This window comes from Comamonas koreensis (assembly GCF_014076495.1).
GTDB classification, from domain to species: domain Bacteria; phylum Pseudomonadota; class Gammaproteobacteria; order Burkholderiales; family Burkholderiaceae_C; genus Comamonas; species Comamonas squillarum.
In genome coordinates this window covers 2,627,998-2,645,687 of sequence record NZ_CP043575.1, presented here as the reverse complement: position 1 = coordinate 2,645,687, position 17,690 = coordinate 2,627,998, and the positions used below count along the sequence as shown (strand labels likewise).

The 17,690-nt window shown below is 64.2% G+C and carries 19 protein-coding genes; 6 read left to right on the top strand and 13 right to left on the bottom strand.

Going from position 1 to position 17,690, the window contains the following annotated elements; genetic code table 11:
* Positions 1-17 precede the first annotated feature (17 nt).
* Positions 18-1,025, top strand: coding sequence for a Bug family tripartite tricarboxylate transporter substrate binding protein (locus tag F0Q04_RS11875; RefSeq protein ID WP_182340720.1), 1,008 nt, complete (start codon positions 18-20; stop codon positions 1,023-1,025).
* A gap of 786 nt (positions 1,026-1,811) precedes the next feature.
* Here F0Q04_RS11875 and F0Q04_RS11870 read toward each other — a convergent pair.
* Positions 1,812-2,675, bottom strand: coding sequence for a transglutaminase-like domain-containing protein (locus F0Q04_RS11870; RefSeq protein WP_116926990.1), 864 nt, complete (start codon positions 2,673-2,675; stop codon positions 1,812-1,814).
* Between the two features lie 298 nt (positions 2,676-2,973).
* Here F0Q04_RS11870 and F0Q04_RS11865 point away from each other — a divergent pair, with 298 nt between their 5' ends.
* Positions 2,974-3,462: a hypothetical protein gene (locus F0Q04_RS11865; protein ID WP_116926920.1), complete on the top strand. Its 489-nt coding sequence runs from the start codon at positions 2,974-2,976 to the stop codon at positions 3,460-3,462.
* 62 nt (positions 3,463-3,524) lie between these two features.
* Here the strand turns inward: F0Q04_RS11865 and F0Q04_RS11860 are convergent, their stop codons facing one another.
* From F0Q04_RS11860 to F0Q04_RS11835, 6 genes are all read right to left on the bottom strand, one after another.
* Positions 3,525-3,857, bottom strand: a complete 333-nt coding sequence (locus F0Q04_RS11860) for a DUF3325 family protein (RefSeq protein ID WP_182340717.1) — start codon at positions 3,855-3,857, stop codon at positions 3,525-3,527.
* The gene (locus F0Q04_RS11855) at positions 3,854-5,587 is read right to left on the bottom strand and encodes a PepSY-associated TM helix domain-containing protein (RefSeq protein WP_182340714.1); all 1,734 of its coding nucleotides are present in this window, start codon (positions 5,585-5,587) and stop codon (positions 3,854-3,856) included. The genes F0Q04_RS11860 and F0Q04_RS11855 overlap by 4 nt, the downstream gene beginning before the upstream one ends.
* A complete protein-coding gene (locus tag F0Q04_RS11850; protein WP_232539315.1) occupies positions 5,584-5,910 on the bottom strand; it encodes a DUF3649 domain-containing protein in 327 nt (108 codons plus the stop codon). Before F0Q04_RS11850 ends, F0Q04_RS11855 begins: the two co-directional genes overlap by 4 nt.
* Positions 5,911-6,140: 230 nt before the next feature.
* Positions 6,141-7,364 (bottom strand): MFS transporter, encoded by a 1,224-nt coding sequence (locus F0Q04_RS11845; RefSeq protein ID WP_182340711.1) that lies wholly within the window; start codon positions 7,362-7,364, stop codon positions 6,141-6,143.
* Entirely contained in the window at positions 7,348-7,890 is a 543-nt protein-coding gene (locus F0Q04_RS11840; protein WP_116926924.1) for a Chromate resistance protein ChrB, read from the bottom strand. The genes F0Q04_RS11845 and F0Q04_RS11840 overlap by 17 nt, the downstream gene beginning before the upstream one ends.
* A 162-nt stretch (positions 7,891-8,052) precedes the next feature.
* Positions 8,053-8,307 (bottom strand): hypothetical protein, encoded by a 255-nt coding sequence (locus tag F0Q04_RS11835; protein ID WP_182340709.1) that lies wholly within the window; start codon positions 8,305-8,307, stop codon positions 8,053-8,055.
* Between the two features lie 366 nt (positions 8,308-8,673).
* Here F0Q04_RS11835 and F0Q04_RS11830 point away from each other — a divergent pair, with 366 nt between their 5' ends.
* Genes F0Q04_RS11830 through F0Q04_RS11820 form a run of 3 tightly spaced genes read left to right on the top strand, consistent with a single transcriptional unit; the run spans position 8,674 to position 10,993 of the window.
* Complete coding sequence (locus tag F0Q04_RS11830; RefSeq protein ID WP_182340706.1) at positions 8,674-9,327, top strand: TetR/AcrR family transcriptional regulator; 654 nt, start codon at positions 8,674-8,676, stop codon at positions 9,325-9,327.
* Positions 9,324-10,004, top strand: coding sequence for a type 1 glutamine amidotransferase domain-containing protein (locus F0Q04_RS11825; RefSeq protein WP_182340703.1), 681 nt, complete (start codon positions 9,324-9,326; stop codon positions 10,002-10,004). Before F0Q04_RS11830 ends, F0Q04_RS11825 begins: the two co-directional genes overlap by 4 nt.
* A gap of 11 nt (positions 10,005-10,015) precedes the next feature.
* Positions 10,016-10,993 (top strand): zinc-binding dehydrogenase, encoded by a 978-nt coding sequence (locus tag F0Q04_RS11820; RefSeq protein ID WP_182340700.1) that lies wholly within the window; start codon positions 10,016-10,018, stop codon positions 10,991-10,993.
* A 30-nt stretch (positions 10,994-11,023) separates the two neighbouring features.
* On the opposite strand, the gene F0Q04_RS11815 is transcribed toward F0Q04_RS11820, so the two are convergent.
* The 6 genes from F0Q04_RS11815 to F0Q04_RS11790 all read right to left on the bottom strand — a co-directional run bounded on the left by F0Q04_RS11815 (position 11,024) and on the right by F0Q04_RS11790 (position 16,643).
* The gene (locus tag F0Q04_RS11815) at positions 11,024-11,788 is read right to left on the bottom strand and encodes a DeoR/GlpR family DNA-binding transcription regulator (protein WP_182340697.1); all 765 of its coding nucleotides are present in this window, start codon (positions 11,786-11,788) and stop codon (positions 11,024-11,026) included.
* Between the two features lie 66 nt (positions 11,789-11,854).
* Positions 11,855-12,751 (bottom strand): dihydrodipicolinate synthase family protein, encoded by an 897-nt coding sequence (locus F0Q04_RS11810; RefSeq protein ID WP_182340694.1) that lies wholly within the window; start codon positions 12,749-12,751, stop codon positions 11,855-11,857.
* Between the two features lie 9 nt (positions 12,752-12,760).
* Positions 12,761-13,897, bottom strand: a complete 1,137-nt coding sequence (locus F0Q04_RS11805; protein ID WP_182340691.1) for an iron-containing alcohol dehydrogenase — start codon at positions 13,895-13,897, stop codon at positions 12,761-12,763.
* Between the two features lie 20 nt (positions 13,898-13,917).
* Entirely contained in the window at positions 13,918-14,916 is a 999-nt protein-coding gene (gene pdxA / locus F0Q04_RS11800; RefSeq protein WP_182340688.1) for a 4-hydroxythreonine-4-phosphate dehydrogenase PdxA, read from the bottom strand.
* Positions 14,913-16,256, bottom strand: a complete 1,344-nt coding sequence (locus F0Q04_RS11795; protein ID WP_182340686.1) for a four-carbon acid sugar kinase family protein — start codon at positions 16,254-16,256, stop codon at positions 14,913-14,915. The genes pdxA and F0Q04_RS11795 overlap by 4 nt, the downstream gene beginning before the upstream one ends.
* A 102-nt stretch (positions 16,257-16,358) precedes the next feature.
* Complete coding sequence (locus F0Q04_RS11790; protein ID WP_182340683.1) at positions 16,359-16,643, bottom strand: hypothetical protein; 285 nt, start codon at positions 16,641-16,643, stop codon at positions 16,359-16,361.
* Between F0Q04_RS11790 and F0Q04_RS11785 the strand changes: the two genes are divergently transcribed.
* Positions 16,642-17,646 carry a Bug family tripartite tricarboxylate transporter substrate binding protein gene (locus tag F0Q04_RS11785; protein ID WP_182340680.1) on the top strand — a complete coding sequence of 335 codons (1,005 nt, stop codon included), beginning with the start codon at positions 16,642-16,644 and terminating at the stop codon, positions 17,644-17,646. The genes F0Q04_RS11790 and F0Q04_RS11785 overlap by 2 nt on opposite strands.
* Positions 17,647-17,690: the final 44 nt, after the last annotated feature.

Here is a 17,690-nt window from a genome sequence, read left to right as displayed (position 1 = left end):
CACCTAGCGAGAGCACCATGACCGCAACCGATCGCCGCCAGTTCCTTCAATACGCCAGCGTGCTGGCAGGCGCCCCGTGGCTGGCCACCCAACCGGCCTGGGCCGCCGATGGCTACCCCAGCAAGCCTCTGTCGCTGGTCGTCCCTTACCCGGCTGGCGGCGCCAGCGATACCGCCGCCCGCATCTTTGGCGAATCCATTGGCAAGACGCTCAAGCAGCAGGTGGTGGTCGAGAACTACGGCGGCGGCACCGGCCTCATTGGCGCCAACAAGGTCCTGAGCGCGCAGGCCGACGCCTATACGTTCTTCCATGGCTCGATCAACGAAGTGTTTCTGGCCCCGATGCTCAACCCCTCGGCCCGCTATACCCCTAAGGATTTCAGCCTGGTGGCGCCGATCAGCGAAGCGCATATCGTGCTGCTGGCCCGCAATGGGCTGCAGGCCGACTCCCTGGACAAGGTGATTGCGCTGGCCAAGCAAAGCAGCGCCAAACCGCTCACCTATGCCACCGTGGGCATTGATTCCATCTACCACCTGATGGGTGAGGCCTTGGCCACGCGCGTGGGGGCGCCCTTGCTGCATGTGCCTTACAAGGGCGGCGCCCCCGCCTTGCAAGGCGTGGCCGGTGGCGAGGTGGACCTGGCGATCCTGCCTTACCAGACCAGCTTTGATGCGATGCAGGCCCAGGGCCGGCTCAAGGTCGTCACCAGCTTTTCCAAGGAACTGCCCACGCCGCTGGCCCATATCCCGCTCATCGGCCAAAGCCAGCAGCTGCCTGACTTTGCCTACACCATCAGCGGCGGCTACTTTGTCAAGCAAGGCTGCCCGGCAGAGCGGGTCAGCCTGCTGCGCAATGCCATTGGCGCGGCGCTGCAAAACCCCGAGATCCGCGCCCGCCTGGAGGCCGAAGGCCGCACCGTTGCCCAGCCCACCGGCAGCCAGGCTGCTGCCAACCAGGCCTTTGACCAGTACCTGCTGCGCGTGGGTGAGCTGATCCGCACGGTGGGCCGCAAGCCCGTGGCCTGAGTCTGCCTTTCACGCCAGCCCTTGCATCGCAGGCTGGCCTGCTTCTTATGAACCCCTCCCCCATGGCGCCATCTAGTCCGCACTGTGGCGCACAAGGGCTGCGGCATGCTGTCACCCGCTGGGCAGCATGCCGCTTTTCGCGGTCGAAATTAGTACATAATATTGCACCACCAACAATCTGTTGCGCCAACTGCGTGCTAACAGGCAATGCATTCAGTAACGATTGGCACAAACCAGCGGGGCGTCCAATCCCTTGATTTGACGCGGATGTTGTGGGAAACCCTGCGAGCTCGCAGGCAAGCATTGAACTATTTATTGATTCGACCACTTGATAGCATTTAGCATGACCCGGGTGGATGTCTGCTTGGAATCCGCTAAGCTTTCGAAAAGCTGACATTTGTTGAATTTATGATTATTCAACAGTCATAGTTTTGACATATGATCTCGATTCCTCTGGAGGGAGGTAGAAGTAGAAGAAAAGGAAAACGACCTTGGAGCCCGCAGTCATGCGGGCTCTTTTTTTGTCAATTGCTGACGATTGCTCCAGGCATTCCCCTATTGGGCGCCAATAGCCGTCCTAGAATTTGACCATCGCTTTCGCCGAGTTCATGCGTACCCTCCCTCCCTCTCTTGATTTGCATGGACACCCTGTTTGACAGGATCGGCTTTCTTCTTGAATGCACTGCCGCCCCATTGGGGCGGCATTTTTTTTGGGCCACACGGTTGCCAGGCGCACTGGCAGGTCTTTGCGCCGTATCAAGGCAGTTGCGCGGGTGGCGCTCCAGCTCAGACCAGCGCCGTTGACAGGCCCTGCCTGGTGTGCACCGGCAGCTGCCACTGCCCGCCATCGTGCTCAGCGACCACCTCGATGCGCGGCGCATCACTGGTGACGCCGCCAAAGATGGTCGCGAACGCCGCATCGGCGGCATCACGGCCGGTAGCCAGCCGCATCATGCCCATCGGAATGGCAGTACCTGAAGGGTCAAACATGTACCAGCGCCCGCCCAGGTAGACCTCGACATAGGCATGGAAATCGGGCGGACCCAAGGCCGGGTCGGCGCCGTAATCGGTGCCTGTCACAAAGCGGGCAGGCAGGTTGATGGCGCGGCACATGGCAATCATCAGGTGCGCAAAATCGCGGCAAACGCCGACGCACTCGACCAAGGTATCGACGGCCGAGGTGGTACCGCTGCTGCTGTTGGAGCGGAACTTCACATGCTGCTGCACCCAGTTGCACACGGCCTGGGCACGCGCATAACCCGGCGCCTGTTGGCCGAACAGATCGTAGGCATAGGCGGCGAGCCGGTCGGACTGGCAGTAGCGGCTGGGGTAGATATAGCGCAGCGCTTCTAGCGGCAATTGGTAGAGCGGCACCTCGGCAATGCTCTCGGGGTCGTCGCTGTAGTGGCGCATCTCGACGGTGGCCTGGTAGTTGAGCTGGAGCGGGCCGCTTTGCGCCTGCAGCCGCAGGCTGCGCTGACCGTCGGCATCTTGCTGCAGCTGCCAGGTGGCACCGGCCTGGTTGACGCTCAAGTGCTCTTGCACCACCGACTGCTGCGGGGTGAAGGCGGGGTGGAAGTTGAAGAAAAAGTCGGCGCTGGGGGTCAGCACCGTATAGGCAAGCTCCAAAGAATACTGCAATCGGATCATGGCGTGGGCTTCTGGGCCATCGTTGAGGAAGATTCCTGGCTGGGGGCAGATCCAGCCCGCATCCAAGTGGCAAACGGCTGCGCTGCAACCAGTGTGCAGCCAGATGCAGACGCCGTCTGTCAGGCAAACGCCCTGCTGCCTTGTGGTCCGCCGCTACCTGGCTGCAAGGCGGTGGTGACAGCCCCGCGCAGGCCCGTCGTACCAGCGCTGCTGCGCTTGTCCTACGGCCCGGTCGCGGTCAGCGCCGCACCATGGAAGCACCAGGACCCAAGTCCTCCACCAAACCCAGGAGCGCAGCATGACCCATCCTCAAGATCCCAAACTCAACCCCGATCCCATCACCGATGAGCCCGGAGCCCACCCCATTGGCACTGGCATTGGTGCCGCCGGTGGCGCGTTGACCGGCGCGGCCGCAGGCTCGGTCGCAGGGCCTGTCGGCACCGCCGTGGGCGGTGTCGTGGGCGCCGTGATTGGCGGCCTGGCCGGCAAGGGCGCTGCCGAGGCCGTCAACCCTACTGCCGAGGATGCCTACTGGGCCGACGCCTACCAGCGCGAGCCCTACTTTGCCGAAGGCTATACCTATGACGACTATGCGCCAGCCTACCGCGCCGGCTACCAGTCGGTGCGTGATGGCCTGGTCGATTGGGACGATGCGCGCAGCGACTGGGAGCGCCGCTGGCAGCAAGAGCGTGCCCAAAGCCGCCTGGGCTGGCCAGAGGCTGAGCCTGCTGTAAAGGCTGCGTGGGAACGCGCCAACCGCGCCTACAAGCAGACCAACCAGGGCTAAAACAGACTGCCCTTGAGACAACAACGCCGCGCCAGGCCATTGCCTGGCGCGGCGTTGTGCGTTCAGTAGGCGATGGCCGCTGCCAGCAGCCCCCAGGCTGCGGCAGCCAAGGCCAAGCGACTGGCGCGCTCGGGCGCATAGGTCAGCACCAGGCCCCAGGCCATCGCGGCCAAGGTCAGCAGGCCCAGCCAAGCGGCGATGCCGACCGAGGCGTTCCAGCGCTGCAAGCAGGCCATCAGCGATAGCAATAGCAAGGCGCTGCCGCCCGCCTGCCAGCCATGCCGCTGCGTGGGGGCGAGCGCGGCGGTACCCAGTGGTTCCTCATGGCGGTCCATGGCGGCCGCCAGCGCCGCAAAACCGGCAAAGGCCCACAGCAGACTTGCGATGGCGATCATCGTTGCTGCTCCATCGCGCTGGCCACGGCGGCATGCGGCGCCAGCAAACCGGTATCCGTGGCGGCTGGCTTGGCAGCGGCTGCCGGTTGGCGCGCTGCAGGGGTCGCAGTCTGCCCACTGCGCGCCAGCCACCACACGACCCAGCCATGCAAGGCGGCCAGCGCCAGCATCATCAAGTCAAAGCCGGCAATGCTCCACTGCGCATGCGCAATGCTTTGGGGCAGCCATGCACCGCCACTGAGGCCATTGAGCAGCGGCAACAAGGCCAGCAGCACGGCGGCCAGCAGCATCTGCTCGCGCCAGGCCTGGCGGTGCGGGCGCAGCAGGGGGTGCAGCAGGCATAGCGCCCACACCGTAAAGAAGCCGCGAATCTCCCAATCGCTGCGGCCAACCAGATCGGCAGGCAATAAGCGGTTGAACCAGAAGAACGAGGCCGTGGCGACCGACAGACCGGCGATCGCGCCCACATTGAGCACCTCCACCAAGCGGTGGCCATGGGGCGTGCGGCCGAGCTTGCGCCGCTCGGGCAGGCGCTTGACCACCCAGAGCACCATGCCGGTGGCTGCCATCGTGGTGCCAACCACGCCGCTCAAGAACAGCAGCCAGCGCACCAGCGGCTCGGCAAAGCGGCCCAGGTGCAGGCTCGATACGACATTGCTGGTCGCACGCGGCCACGAGATGGCAGCGGCCTCTGGCGCCTGGCGCGGCTCGCCGCTCACGCCATCAAACAGCAAGGTCGATGCCGCGCCCCGGTTGACCAGGCTGGAGCCCCCACCCTCGCGCAGCTCCACGGTCGCGCGGGCAGTGCCGGGAGCATTGACGGTGATGCTGCCCACGCCATGCACCGGCCACTGCTGCAACGCTGCCTCCACCATCGGGCCCACGGGTGCCATTGCGACGGTTGCGACGGGCGTATCGGCATCGGCATTGGCCTCGCGGCTGGCACGACCGCCCTCACGCGGGCCATTACCGCTATTGGCATTGCCCGCGCCCGGCTGTGCCTGGCGGTTGCCCCGCAGCTCGGAGAAATAGGCACTGCTGTCGCCGCTGTAGGCGGTCTGCACGCCCCAGGGCATCAGCATGTTCATCAGCAGCACCAGGCCGCTGAACGTGATCACCAGGTGAAAAGGCAGCGCCAGCACGGCCGTGGCATTGTGCGCATCGAGCCAGGATCGCTGGCCCTTGCGTGGGCGGAAGGTGAAGAAGTCGCTGAAGATCTTCTTGTGCGTGATGACGCCGCTGATGATGGCCACCAGCATCAGCATCGTCGCAAAGCCCACAATCCAGCGACCCCAGATGCGCGGCATCGCATAGAGCTCGAAATGGAAGCGGTACAAGAAGCTGCCGCCCCGCGTCTCGCGCGGCTGCAGCTGCTCGCCGGTGCCGGCATCCAAGGTGGCGCGCTGGGTCCCTGCCCGGCCAGCCGCAGCACCGGGCTCGCGCCAGGAGGCCTCGATCGCCGTCTGGCGTTCATTGGGCAGCGACAAGGTCCAGGTCGTGGCCTTGGGCGCAATCGCCTGCATGGCATCCAGCCCGCGCTGGGCGGTGTCCGCATCGGGCACGGACTGGTGCAGCTCGGGCCGCATCCAGTCGGTGATCTCATTGCGAAAAAAGCTCAAGGTGCCGGTAAAGAACACCGCATACAGCAGCCAGCCCAGCAGCAGCCCGCTCCAGGTATGCAACCAGGCCATCGACTGCCGCAGGCCCTCGGGTTTGCCGTCGACCCTCATGCCGCTGCTCCCGGCGCCAGCACCCAGGCGATCAGCGCAAGGGCCGCCGCTGGCAGCGCAATGCCCAGCCAGGCGCGCACGGCCGTTGCACAGGCAAAGGCCCACATCGCCGCGATCGCGTAGACCACAAAGGCCAGCATCGTGGCCGCCATCGTCGCATCCACCCGGGCCATGCCCAGCGTTTGAAAGCCCACGGCCCCCGCTGCGGCAGAAGCCGCTGCCAAGGCATAACCGCCGCCAATGGCGGCGATGGCCCGCGACGCGACACGCGTGCGGTAGCCCAGCAGGCCGGCTGCAGGTGGGGGGGTGGGGGCTGTTTGCATCTTGACCATCCTGTGAACAGGGCCCGCCACAGCGGCATGGCCCGGGGCGCCTGAGCATGCCTGTGATACCGCAGGCCTGGCAGTGCCGCGCGGTATTTTAAATGAGAATGAGTCTTGATAAATGTTTGGACATCGATAAAGCTGCGGCTGAGCACCACCCGCAGGCATTCACGTCAAAAACGGCCCCGAAGGGCCGTCTCAAACCACCAGCGCTGAATTTGACCGGCTGCTCAACCCCGCCCGCGCTGCAGCAGCAGCCCCAGCGCCGCCAGCAGCGCAAAGGCCGCGCCGCAGACAAAGGTGGCCTGGTAGCCAATGGCATCCCAGAGCAGCCCGGCCATCACGCTGGCCAGCAGCAAGGCCACACCGGTGAGCAAATGGAAAATGCCAAAGGCCGTGCCGCGCAGCTCGGCCGGCGCGCTGTCGGCAATCATCGCGTTGAACAGGCCCTGGCTAAAACCCATATGCAGGCCCCACAGCGCCACGCCCAGCCCCAGGCCCAGCACACCGGGTACCAAGGCCAGCACCAGATCGGCGGCCACCAGCAAGAACAAGCCGGCGAGCAGCACATCCTGCCGGGGGCGGCGGTCCGACAGCGCCCCGGCCGGATAGGCCGACAGCGCGTACGCCAGCCCCATGACCACCAGCACCGCAGGCGCCCACATGGGCGGCAGGCCGGCCGACTGCGCGCGCAAGATCAAAAACGCCTCGCTGAACCGCGCCAACGTGAATACCAGGCCCAGGCCCACCACCACCCAGTAAGCCCGGGGCAAACGCTGCAGCTCGCGCCTGCGCAAGGGCAGCTGGCGCGGCCGTTGGGCGACCGGCGTTGCGGGCTCTTTCACAAAAAACACCAGCACCGCCACCGCCGCAAACGCGGGCAGCACCGCCAGCCAGAACACCAGTTGGTAGTTGTCCGCCGTCCACCACATCAGGCCGATGGCCAGCAAGGGGCCGGTAAAGGCGCCGATGGTGTCCAGGGTCTGGCGCAGACCGTAGGCGGTGCCGCGCAAATGCGGTGGCGTCACATCGGCCACCAGCGCATCACGGGGCGCGCCGCGAATGCCTTTGCCCACCCGGTCCACAAAGCGCGCGCCCACCAGCCATTCCAGGCCGCCTGCCAGCGGAAACACCGGCTTGGTCAGTGCGCCCAGGCCATAGCCCAGCACGGCCAGCAGCTTGCGCTTGCCAAAGCGGTCGCTGATCGCGCCGGAAAACACCTTGACGATGGAGGCCGTGGCCTCGGCGATGCCCTCGATCAGGCCCACCGCCAGTACCGAGGTGCCCAGCACCGCCACCATGTAGATCGGCAAGAGCGCATGCACCATCTCGGACGAGATATCCATCAGCATCGAGACAAAGCCCAGCGCCCAGACGCTGCGCGGCACTGCGCGTGCGCCGCGCTGCAACGCGCTGTCGCCTGCGGGCTCGGGGGTTTCAACGGTTTTCGTCATGCGCGTCATACACCCGTTGGGCATAGGCCTCCAGCAAGGATTCGCAGTGCTGCAGGCGCTCGGCCGCCGTCACTGCCAGCGGCGCGTCGTAAAAGTCCAGCTTGCGGATCTTCTCGTACCAGGCCTGCAGTTTTTTCAGGTCGGTCTCTTCTTCATCCAGCTCGGCATAAGTGAACTTCTCGATCGCGATCTCCTTGGCGATCTCGGCCTCGAAATCCTGGCAGCGGCCCAACAGTTCGCGGTACTGGTCGTCGCGGTCGGCCTTGAAGCGGGTGATGACCTTGTCCTCCTGCCGCCGGTCGAGCGCAATGGTCTCCAGCAGCACGCAGTCCCCGTCCATCGCGGCAATGTCGTTCTCCAGCACCTTGAGCCGGCGCACATGGTCATCGGTCTTGGGCAGCAGGCACACACCGTTTTGCAGGTACACGGCCCCCAGGGCCTTGAGGCGCCGCCACAGCGCCATGCGTTTGGCTGTGGGCTCGGCCGGGACTTTATAGGTCAGCAGCAACCATGTGATGGAATCCATCGATCATCCTAATTTGTGACGACCGTTTCATTTTAAGATTGACGAACAACTCCTAACAGCTGTGTCAGATGAATTTTCTATGACCCCTGCGCAAAGTCCTGCGCGGCATGCAGGCGTCAAAAAGCCCCGCGAGCGGGGCTGGCTGGGGGGCTGTGCGCGGCACTAGGTATCGGACTCTGGCGCCAGATCGCAAGGCCCGACCGAGAGGCAATCGTCTTCGAAAGAGGCCACGGCCTCGTCCAAGGCCCGCGTGATACGCTTGGCCACCTCGTCGCTGGCGACCAGCGCACTGTCGGCATCAAAAATGGCGGCCGCATCGGTGACCCCTGCGAGATAAGCCATCTTGAACAGCTTGATCTGGTCCGGGGTAACCACGGTGATTTGCAGCTCCGACAAAGACTTTGCACGGGATCTCATACGGCCTCCTCTGCGGGCGCATCGCCATGAAAAATCAGGTTTGCAACACACCAGCCTCCGACCGGTCAGATGTTGTCATCCTGCAGCTGTCACAAACATAGCATAGCAGTACCTGCTTGTTTCATATACAGCCCCCAATGACAGTCACTTGCGGCAATGGCTGACAGCAGGCGCGCCACCGGTGCGACAGCATGGACCACCATCTGGGAAGATGAAGATGCTTCTCCGAGACAGACGCCTGGGGGGTCGCGTGTGGAGTGCCTTGTCGGCAACCGCTCCCACCTCTGCAACGGTCAAGCCACACCGAGTATGGGGTATTTTTCGATTAACTAGACGACCGGTCTATTTTTTACTACCATCGAGCCCATGACCTTGACCCAGAAAGCGCAAGCCACCCGCCAGCACATCCTCGATACCGGGCACCAGCTCGTGCTGCGCAAAGGTTTTGCAGCGGTGGGCCTGCAGGAAATCCTCAAGACCTGCGGCGTGCCCAAGGGCTCGTTCTACCACTACTTCCCGTCGAAAGAGGCCTTTGGCTGCGCGTTGCTGCTGCAGTATGTCGAAGGCTATGGCCGCAAGGTCGAGGGCCTGCTGGCAGCCGATGGCACGGGCTATGAACGCCTGATGCGCTACTGGGACGCATGGATCGCAGCGCCCGGTGATGCGCACTGCGGCTGGGCCGAAGAATGCCTGGTGGTCAAGCTCGCGGCCGAGGTTGCTGACCTGTCCGAAGAAATGCGCCAGGTGCTCGATGGCGGCGTGCAGCGGCTGCTGGCCAGGATCGCTGCCGTCATTGACGAGGCGCGCAGCGATGGCTCGCTGCCTGCGGGCCCGCCGTCGCTGGTGGTCGCGCGTGTGCTCTACCAGATGTGGCTGGGCGCGGCGCTGCTGGCCAAGCTGAGCCAGGACCGATCGTCTCTGGTGCAAGCGCGGGCCGCCACCGTGCATTTGCTGACCTGCAACGCATCCACCCTCTCCTCTCCCCAACCCCTCCCTTCATCCCCCAAGGAGTCCCCATGAAAGTTCTATTGGTACTGACCTCGCACGACCGTCTTGGCGACACAGGCCGCAAGACCGGTTTCTGGCTGGAAGAATTTGCCGCGCCCTACTACGCATTCCAGGACGCAGGCGCCGAAATCACACTCGCATCCCCGCTGGGCGGCCAGCCGCCACTGGACCCCAAGAGCGACGAGCCCGATGCCCAGACTGCCGCCACCGAGCGCTTCCGTAAGGACCCGCAGGCACAGGCCGCGTTGGCAGCGACCACGCCACTGGCCCAGATCCAAGCCGATGACTTTGATGCCGTCTTCTACCCCGGTGGCCATGGCCCGCTGTGGGATCTCGCCAATGACGCCAAATCGATTGCACTGCTGGAGGCCTTTGAGCGCGCAGGCAAGCCGCTGGGTCTGGTCTGCCATGCGCCGGGCGCCCTCATCAAAGTTAAGGCCGCCGATGGCCAGCCCCTGGTGGCAGGCCGCCGCGTGACGGGGTTTACGAACAGCGAAGAAAACGCAGTGGGCCTCACTGCCGTGGTGCCCTTTTTGATTGAAGATGAATTCATCCGTCAGGGCGCCGACTACCACAAGGGCCCGGATTGGCAGGTGCATGTCGAGGTCGACGGGCGCCTGGTCACCGGCCAGAACCCCGCCAGCAGCGAAGCCGTGGCCCAGGCCCTGCTGTCGATGCTGGCCCAATAAGGACAGCCCCCATGCGCAGTGCGATTCACTCCACCTTTGGCGAGCCCGCCGAAGTCCTGACCCTGGGCGAGCAGCCCATGCCCCAACCCGCCGCCGGCGAGGTTCGCATCAAGACCTTGCTCGCCCCCATCCACAACCATGATCTTTGGACCATCCGTGGCCGCTACGGCTACAAGCCCGAGCTGCCCGCCATTGGCGGCAGCGAGGCCGTGGGCGTGGTCGATGCGCTCGGCGCGGGTGTCGAAGGCGTCACGCTGGGGCAGCGCGTCGCGGTAGCCGGCGTCCACGGAACCTGGGCCGAGCACTTTCTGGCGCCCGCGCGCCTGCTGGTGCCCGTGCCCGAGGCCATTCCCGATGAGGTAGCCGCCCAGCTCATCGCCATGCCGCTCAGCGCCTTGATGCTGCTGGAGTTTTTGAACGTGCAACCCGGTCAATGGATTGCGCAGAACACGGCCAATGGCGCCGTCGGCAAGACCCTGGCCATGCTGGCCAGCGCACGCGGCGTGCAGGTGCTCAACCTGGTGCGCCGCGATGCAGGTGTGCAGGAGCTCAGTGACTTGGGCATTGCCAATGTCCTGTCAACCGCGCAAGCGGACTGGAAGCACAGCGCCAGCGCGCTGCTCGGCCCCCAAGGTGCTTACGCCGCTGTCGATTCGATTGGCGGCGCATCCAGCGCAGCGCTATTGGCTTTGCTCGGCGAAGGCGGCACGCTGGTGTCGTTTGGCACCATGGCCGGCGAGCCAATGCAGATTGATTCGGGCGCGATGATCTTCAAACAGGCCACCGTCAAAGGCTTTTGGGGCAGCAAGGTGAGCGAGGCCCTGTCCGCCCAGGACAAACGCCGCCTGATCGCTGAGCTGATCCAACGCATTGTGGGTGGTGAACTGAAGCTGCCGACCGAGGCCATCTACGACCTGGGCGATGCCGCCCAAGCGGCAGCTGCCAGCCTGCAACCAGGCCGCAAAGGCAAGGTGCTGCTCAGGCCTTGAGTGGGTCCGCAGCTAGGGGAGCCACGCCAATCAGGCGACCGGCACCACCGTCACAAAGGGGTGGTTGCCAAAAGCCTGCACGGCATGGCTTTCGGGCGCGGCATCGGTGATCAAGGTCCACTGGCGGTGAATGGGCGACCAGTTCATCTGCGACTTGCGGCCCAGCTTTTCAGCAGTGGCCAGCAGATAGACCTCGCGCGTGCGGCGGAACAGCTTTTCCTTGAACCAGGCCTGCTCGATCGAGCCTTCGCAAACGCCAAACTCGGCATCGATGCCATCGGCGCTGCAAAACACCTTGTCGAATGTGAGGCGCTCGAGCGCCATGTCGGCGAGCGACCCGTAGACGCTCATGCTGCCCCGGCGCAAGTCGCCGCCGATCAAGGTGACGGGGATATCACGGCTGCTCAGCGTGTTCAGCGCCAGCAGGTTGTTGGTGATGATGCGCAGCGAATCGTCCTTGGGCAGTAGGCGCGCGAGCGCATCGGTGGTGGTGCCGCCATCGATAAAGATCGTGTCGCCCGGCTCGATCAGGCTGATGGCCTTGCGCGCGATCGTGGCCTTGGCCTCGCCGTCATGCACCTTGCGCAACTCCAGCGATTCTTCGGGCTCATGGCGGATGGGCGCCGCCACGGCGCCACCGTAGACGCGCAGCAGGCGGCCGTCCTGCTGCAGCGCCTGCAGGTCACGGCGCACGGTGGCCTCGGAGATGGCAAACCTCGCGCACAGCGCGGCGACATCGGTCATGCCCGAATGCACGGCATGCAAAATGGACTCTCGTCGGTTGGCGACCTTCATGGGATGCGTGGCTGGCTACAGCGCAATAGCGATAACGGATAAGAGCTTAACCGAGTCCGCAACGCCTCAACCCGATATGCCATGGGCCTGCAGGATTTCGCGCATCTGCGCCTCCTGCTCGGCGCTGATGCGCACGGGGTACTTGCTGTTGCCCACGTGGTAGCCCAGCAGTTGCACCGCGCGCTTGACGGCGGCTGGCGCAAAGCAGACCTTGTAGAGCGCCTCGCGCAGGCTAGTGACCCTCTCTTGCTGCTGGCGCGAGCCGGCAATGTCACCCGCGGCAAAGCGCGTCCAGATCGCATTGACCTCGCGCGGCGCCGCATTGGCCAGGCCCGATACAGCGCCGGCGCAGCCTTCGACAAAGCCTTGGTGGATCAGGCTGTCAGGCCCGTTGAACACGACAAAATCCGGCACTTCCTTGGCGACTTTCAGAAAACCGCTCAGGCTTTCATGGCTGCCGGCGCTGTCCTTGATGCCGGAGATATTGGGGTGCGCGGCCAGGCGCTTGGCGGTCTCTGGCGCAATGGTGTTGCCGGTGCGCGCGGGGATGTTGTAGAGGTAAACGGGCACCTCCAGCGCATCGGCAATCGCGCTGAAATGCCCATGCAGCTCATCCTGCGACAGCGGCACAAACCAGGGCGTGATGGCGGCGACCGCATCCACACCCAGGCGGGCAATCTCGCGGCCTGCGCGGATGCATTCGGCCGTCGATACCTCGCCCACATGGCCGACCACGCTGGCGCGCCCAGCGACTTGCTCCATCGCCACCTCGGCGACGCGGCGCTTCTCCCCCTCGGTCAGCGCAAAGAATTCGCCATTCGTGCCGCCGCAGAAAATGCCGTTACCCGCCTTGATCTGGCGGTCGATCTGCTCGCGGAACGGCGCCTCGGCAAAGCGGTCCTCCGCGTCCATGGGGGTGATGATGGCCGTCAGAATGCCTTGGAGTTTTTGCTTGTTTGCCATGGTGTTGTCTCAGTTAAACAGCTTCAGGTAGACCTTTTCGATATCGGCGCCCGTGACGGCCCCGGGCACATTCTTGATGAGGCGCTGCACATCGAGCGCGGCCTTCACCAGATCGGGCAGGTGATTGCGGCCAATGCCCAGCTCTTGCAGGCTGGCCGGCAGGCGCAGGCGCTGGACCAGATCGGCAAAGTAGGCCACCAGCGCATGCGATTTGCCTTCGTCGTCCAGCGCCATATTGGCACCGGGCACCAGCTCGTAAGCGCGTGCCAGCTTGGCAACGCACAGCGGGCGCAGCCATTCAAAGCAAGGCGCGAGCAAGATCGCATTGGCAACGCCATGCGGGATGTGGTACTTGCCGCCCAGCGGGTAGGACATGGCATGGACCAGGTGCGTGCCCGCATGGGCAATGCAGGCGCCGCCGTAGTACGAGGCCCAGAGCATATTGAGCTTGGCTTCGAGGTTGTCGGGTTCGGCTACCGAGAGCTCGATGTTCTCGAACAGCTTTTTCATGCCGATCATCGCGTAGTTGTCGGCGACCGGGTTGGCAATGCTGGCGGTAAAACACTCGATCAGGTGGCAAAGCGCATCGACCCCGGTCGAAGCCGCAATTTTGTGCGGCATGGTCACCGTCAGCTCCGGCGCCAGGGCCACATAGTCGGGCAGCAGCACCGGGGAGATGATGCCCTGCTTGGTCTCGCGCGCAGGGATCGCCAGGATCGCATTGGGCGTGGCTTCCGAGCCTGTGCCCGCCGTCGTCGGCACAATCAGCGCCTTGACCCGCTGCGTGACCTTGGTGCCCGCCAGCAGCTCGGCCAAGCTGGGCGACTCCGGGTGCGCCAGTGCCGACAGCAGCTTGGCCACATCCAGCACACTGCCGCCGCCCACGCCGACGACAAAGTCCACCCCGCGCAGATCGCGCTCTTGCAGAATCCGCTCCACATCCGCATCCGATGGCTCGGGCGGCACATCGTCAATCACCTGCACCTCGGCGGCCGCGCGCCGCAATTGGGCCAACAGCGCCTGCACGCCTGCGATGCCGGAGATGTTCTGGTCGCTGACAAACAGCAGCTTGTGCTTGCCGCTTACCAGGTAGGCGATGTCGTCGAGGACCTTGTGGCCACTGAGGACGGTGCTGTGGATATGCATGTGTTTGTCTCCTGGATTTTTTAGCTGCGCGTTGCGAGTTCTGCGCCCTGGCGCAGAGCTTCGAGCAGGCTGCGCTCATCGGCAATGCCCTTGCCGGCAATGTCAAACGCCGTGCCGTGGTCCACCGAGGTGCGGATCACATCCAGCCCCACGGTGATGTTCACGCCCGCCTCCAGGCCCAGCACCTTGACGGGGCCATGGCCCTGGTCGTGGTACATGGCAACCACCAGGTCGAAATCACCGCGCCCGGCGCGGAAGAACAGCGTGTCGGCCGGCAGTGGGCCTTCAATGTCCATACCCTTGTCGCGCAGCTTCTGCACGGCGGGGATGATCTTTTCTTCTTCCTCACCATAGCCAAACAGGCCGTTCTCACCGGCATGCGGGTTGATGCCACACACTGCAATCCGTGGGTTGGCGATGCTCGCCTTGCGCAAGGTGTCGTAGCCGCGCTGGATGGTGCGCTCGACCAGGCCCGGCTCGATCTTGCGGATGGCATCGAGCAAGCCGATATGTGTGGTCACATGGATCACGCGCAGATTGGGCGCAACCAGCATCATCGAGACCTCTTCCACGCCGGTGAGGTGCGCCAGCATCTCCGTGTGGCCGGGAAACTTGTGGCCGCCGGCATGCAGTGCTTCCTTGTTCAGCGGCGCGGTGCAGATAGCGTCGATCTTTTGGGCCTTGGCCAGCTCCACCGCGCGCTCGATAAAGCGGAAGGCGGCATCACCCGCAATGGGCGAGAGCTTGCCAAAGGCCAGGTCATCCGGGATCAGCTGCAGATCAATGCAGTCGATGACGCCCCGCTCAAAGGCTGCATCGGCAATGTCCTCGATCGCCCGCACACGCACCTGGGTGCCCATCAGCGCATTGGCCTTCTGCAGCCGCCTGGCGTCGCCAATGACCACGGCTTTGGCCAGGCTGTACAGGCTGTCGTTCGCAAAGCTCTTGACAATGATTTCAGGGCCCACGCCGGCAGCGTCTCCCATGGTGATTCCGATGACGGGCAGGGAATGGCTCATCTTTGCTTGCTTTCTGTAGGGAGTGGGTCGGTGTGGCCGCCATGGGTGCTGGCAGCCAGCAATGAATGGATGGCGCGGCTTGCGCGCTGCAGCGATGCGGGATGGCCAAAGGCGCCGGCCTTGGTGGCAATCCACTGGCGCGGGGTGTCTTGTTCGATGTCCTGGTTCTCGGTGATGCACAGCACCACGCCGGGCTCGCTCTCGGAATGCACGCGCAGGCGGCGCAGTTGCAGTTCTTCCAGTACCGCCCGGGCCGTTTCACCGCCGGTGATGACGAGACCTGCGGCGGCGGCCATGGGCGCGTGCAGCAAGCGGGCCAGCTGCCGTGCCAGCATCGGGCCTTCGGCCGGGTCGGTCTGCGCATCTGCTCCCAGGCTGACCACGACATCCAGGCCCTGGGCCACTTCGTCGCTGATGGTCTGCACCAGGGTCTGCACCAGTTTCTGGCCTTGGGTCGTCTGCGCGTCGCTGCGCAACCAGCCAGGATGCACCACATGCAGCCGCGTGCCTGGCTGCTCGGCCAAATACGTGAGCTGCTGCTGCGCAATCGCCGACATGCTGCCAACGACGGTAACCACGCTGGGCAAACGCCCGGCGGCATGCGGTACATCCAAGGAACCGACCGATGCCGGCAAAGCCGGTACCTGCTGCGCCAGCGCATGCGACAGGCCGGCAGAGCACACGCAAAAAGCCTGCTCTACCTGGAGGCTAGCCTGGGCCAAGGTCTGCAGATGCTGGTCATGGAGCACATCCAATACCAGCGCCTGCACGCCCTGCTCACGTGCATGGGCAATTGCTTGTGCGGTCGCTTCTGGGCCTGCATCGAGCACGCTGGCGGGCAGGTTGTCGCAGCGCAGGCCGGCGGCATGCAGCTGCTGCGCCGCGCGGTCCTCGCGGTCTGCATGCTCCAGCTGCCAGGTAGCGGTATCGGCCAGGCGCACGCCGTGCACATACACCACGCCGCCCTGCATCGTGCGGCCCATCTGCGGGAAGGCAGGGGCCACCAGCGCAATGGCATGGAGCGCGCTTTGCAGCACCGCCACCTCCTGCGCCCAACCACCCCGCAAGGTGGAGTCGATTTTCTTGAGCACCCGGCGGCCCTGGGATGCTGGCGCGGCCAGCACTGCCTGCAGCTTGGCAGCAGCCTCAGCCGCCGTATCGCGCCGGCTGTTGGTGTCTACCGTCAGCACATCCACATCGCTCTGGGCACCAGCGCTGGCTTGCGCATCCAGCAGCACGCTGGTGGAGAGACCAGCGCTCGCAAACCCCGCAGCGCAGTCGGCTGCACCGGAGAGGTCATCGGCGAGAACGAGGTAACGCGGGAGGGAACGCGGGCTCATGCAGGTGCTTTCGGTCGACTCAGTCATCACACCAAGCCTTAAAATTGATTGATTCAATCATAATTCAATCAAAGCGGGATAAAACAAGGGTTAACCCTTGATTCAACGCACCAGAAATGATCGATTTGATCGTGGAAGCAGTGAGTTTAGGTCGAACCCCATTACATCTGGCCCCATACGCACCGCCAATGTGCAGCGATTCCGCACCATGGTGCATGCACCAACTCGGGGAAAGTCCTGATTGGAGACTTTGGCAAAAAGAGTTCTGATCGAAGCGTTCAAAAAATTATCAATTTTGATTGTTTTGATCAAATAACCACCAAGAACCATTGCGTCTTCAGCCCTGAAGTCATATTTGAACCACCAGCCCTTGAGGTGTCCCACCATGTTCGCTTCCAACCCTGCTTCTGCCACCACGCGCCGCCGCTTCCTCCTTGCCAGCAGCCTGCTGCTGGGCCTCGCCCCGCTGGCCAGCCAAGCGGCAGACGCCGCCTATCCCGCCAAGCCCATCACCTTGATCGTGCCCTACCCGGCAGGCGGCGCCAACGATGCGGTGGGCCGTATCGTGGGCCAGAAGATGGGGGAGATCCTCAAGCAGTCCGTGATCGTTGACAACCGTGGCGGCGCGGGCACCACCATCGGCACCGCGCTGGCGGCCAAGGCGCCCGGTGACGGCTACACGCTGGTGCTGGGCTCCCTCTCCAGCCACGCGATCAGCCCGCACCTGTACCGCCAGCCCGGCTATGACGCGATCAAGGATTTCGCCCCGGTCGGCATGATCGGCGAAGCCCCCATCGTGCTGGAAGTCGCCACCAACTCGCCGTTCAATGATGTCAAGCAAGTCGTGGAACAGGCGAAAAAAACGCCGGCCACCCTCACCTACGGCTCGGCCGGCAATGGCTCGCCGCTGCATTTGAGTGCCGAGCTGTTCAAGCGGGCCGCCAGCGTGGACATGACCCATGTGCCCTACAAGGGCGGCAATGCCCACACCATGGACCTGATGGGCGGCCGCATCGACATGATCTTTGACACCTTGACCAGCGCCACGCCACTGATCACCTCGGGCAAGGTGCGGCCCCTGGCCGTTGCCAGCACCGAGCGCCTGCCCGAGCTGCCCAATGTGCCCACCTTCGCCGAAAGCGGCTACCCCAACTTTGTCGTGAACGCCTGGTACGCCCTCTACGCCCCCGCCAAAACCAGCCCCGAGGTGCTGGCCAAACTCCACCAGGCACTCAACGAAGCCCTGGCCGATGCCGACGCCAAGGATCGCCTGACCAAGCTGGGCGTGCGCAGCAAGGCCAGCACCCAGGACGAGCTGGCCAAGTTCACCAAGGCCGAGCTGGACCGCTATGGTTCGGTGATCAGCGCGATTGGCTTGAAGATTGATTGATTTTTGAGGGGGCGTGTGTGGAGCCGATCGACCAGATCGGCTCC

What these genes read in the sequence shown, in the direction of transcription:
- F0Q04_RS11810 (WP_182340694.1), bottom strand. Translation starts at nt 12,751, where the DNA reads ATGGCAAACAAGCAAAAACTCCAAGGCATTCTGACGGCCATCATCACC.
- F0Q04_RS11860 (WP_182340717.1), bottom strand. Translation starts at nt 3,857, where the DNA reads ATGATCGCCATCGCAAGTCTGCTGTGGGCCTTTGCCGGTTTTGCGGCG.
- F0Q04_RS11805 (WP_182340691.1), bottom strand. Translation starts at nt 13,897, where the DNA reads ATGCATATCCACAGCACCGTCCTCAGTGGCCACAAGGTCCTCGACGAC.
- F0Q04_RS11845 (WP_182340711.1), bottom strand. Translation starts at nt 7,364, where the DNA reads ATGACGAAAACCGTTGAAACCCCCGAGCCCGCAGGCGACAGCGCGTTG.
- F0Q04_RS11785 (WP_182340680.1), top strand. Translation starts at nt 16,642, where the DNA reads ATGTTCGCTTCCAACCCTGCTTCTGCCACCACGCGCCGCCGCTTCCTC.
- F0Q04_RS11825 (WP_182340703.1), top strand. Translation starts at nt 9,324, where the DNA reads ATGAAAGTTCTATTGGTACTGACCTCGCACGACCGTCTTGGCGACACA.
- F0Q04_RS11820 (WP_182340700.1), top strand. Translation starts at nt 10,016, where the DNA reads ATGCGCAGTGCGATTCACTCCACCTTTGGCGAGCCCGCCGAAGTCCTG.
- F0Q04_RS11865 (WP_116926920.1), top strand. Translation starts at nt 2,974, where the DNA reads ATGACCCATCCTCAAGATCCCAAACTCAACCCCGATCCCATCACCGAT.
- F0Q04_RS11835 (WP_182340709.1), bottom strand. Translation starts at nt 8,307, where the DNA reads ATGAGATCCCGTGCAAAGTCTTTGTCGGAGCTGCAAATCACCGTGGTT.
- F0Q04_RS11850 (WP_232539315.1), bottom strand. Translation starts at nt 5,910, where the DNA reads ATGCAAACAGCCCCCACCCCCCCACCTGCAGCCGGCCTGCTGGGCTAC.
- F0Q04_RS11830 (WP_182340706.1), top strand. Translation starts at nt 8,674, where the DNA reads ATGACCTTGACCCAGAAAGCGCAAGCCACCCGCCAGCACATCCTCGAT.
- pdxA (WP_182340688.1), bottom strand. Translation starts at nt 14,916, where the DNA reads ATGAGCCATTCCCTGCCCGTCATCGGAATCACCATGGGAGACGCTGCC.
- F0Q04_RS11875 (WP_182340720.1), top strand. Translation starts at nt 18, where the DNA reads ATGACCGCAACCGATCGCCGCCAGTTCCTTCAATACGCCAGCGTGCTG.
- F0Q04_RS11870 (WP_116926990.1), bottom strand. Translation starts at nt 2,675, where the DNA reads ATGATCCGATTGCAGTATTCTTTGGAGCTTGCCTATACGGTGCTGACC.
- F0Q04_RS11795 (WP_182340686.1), bottom strand. Translation starts at nt 16,256, where the DNA reads ATGAGCCCGCGTTCCCTCCCGCGTTACCTCGTTCTCGCCGATGACCTC.
- F0Q04_RS11815 (WP_182340697.1), bottom strand. Translation starts at nt 11,788, where the DNA reads ATGAAGGTCGCCAACCGACGAGAGTCCATTTTGCATGCCGTGCATTCG.
- F0Q04_RS11790 (WP_182340683.1), bottom strand. Translation starts at nt 16,643, where the DNA reads ATGGTGGGACACCTCAAGGGCTGGTGGTTCAAATATGACTTCAGGGCT.
- F0Q04_RS11840 (WP_116926924.1), bottom strand. Translation starts at nt 7,890, where the DNA reads ATGGATTCCATCACATGGTTGCTGCTGACCTATAAAGTCCCGGCCGAG.
- F0Q04_RS11855 (WP_182340714.1), bottom strand. Translation starts at nt 5,587, where the DNA reads ATGAGGGTCGACGGCAAACCCGAGGGCCTGCGGCAGTCGATGGCCTGG.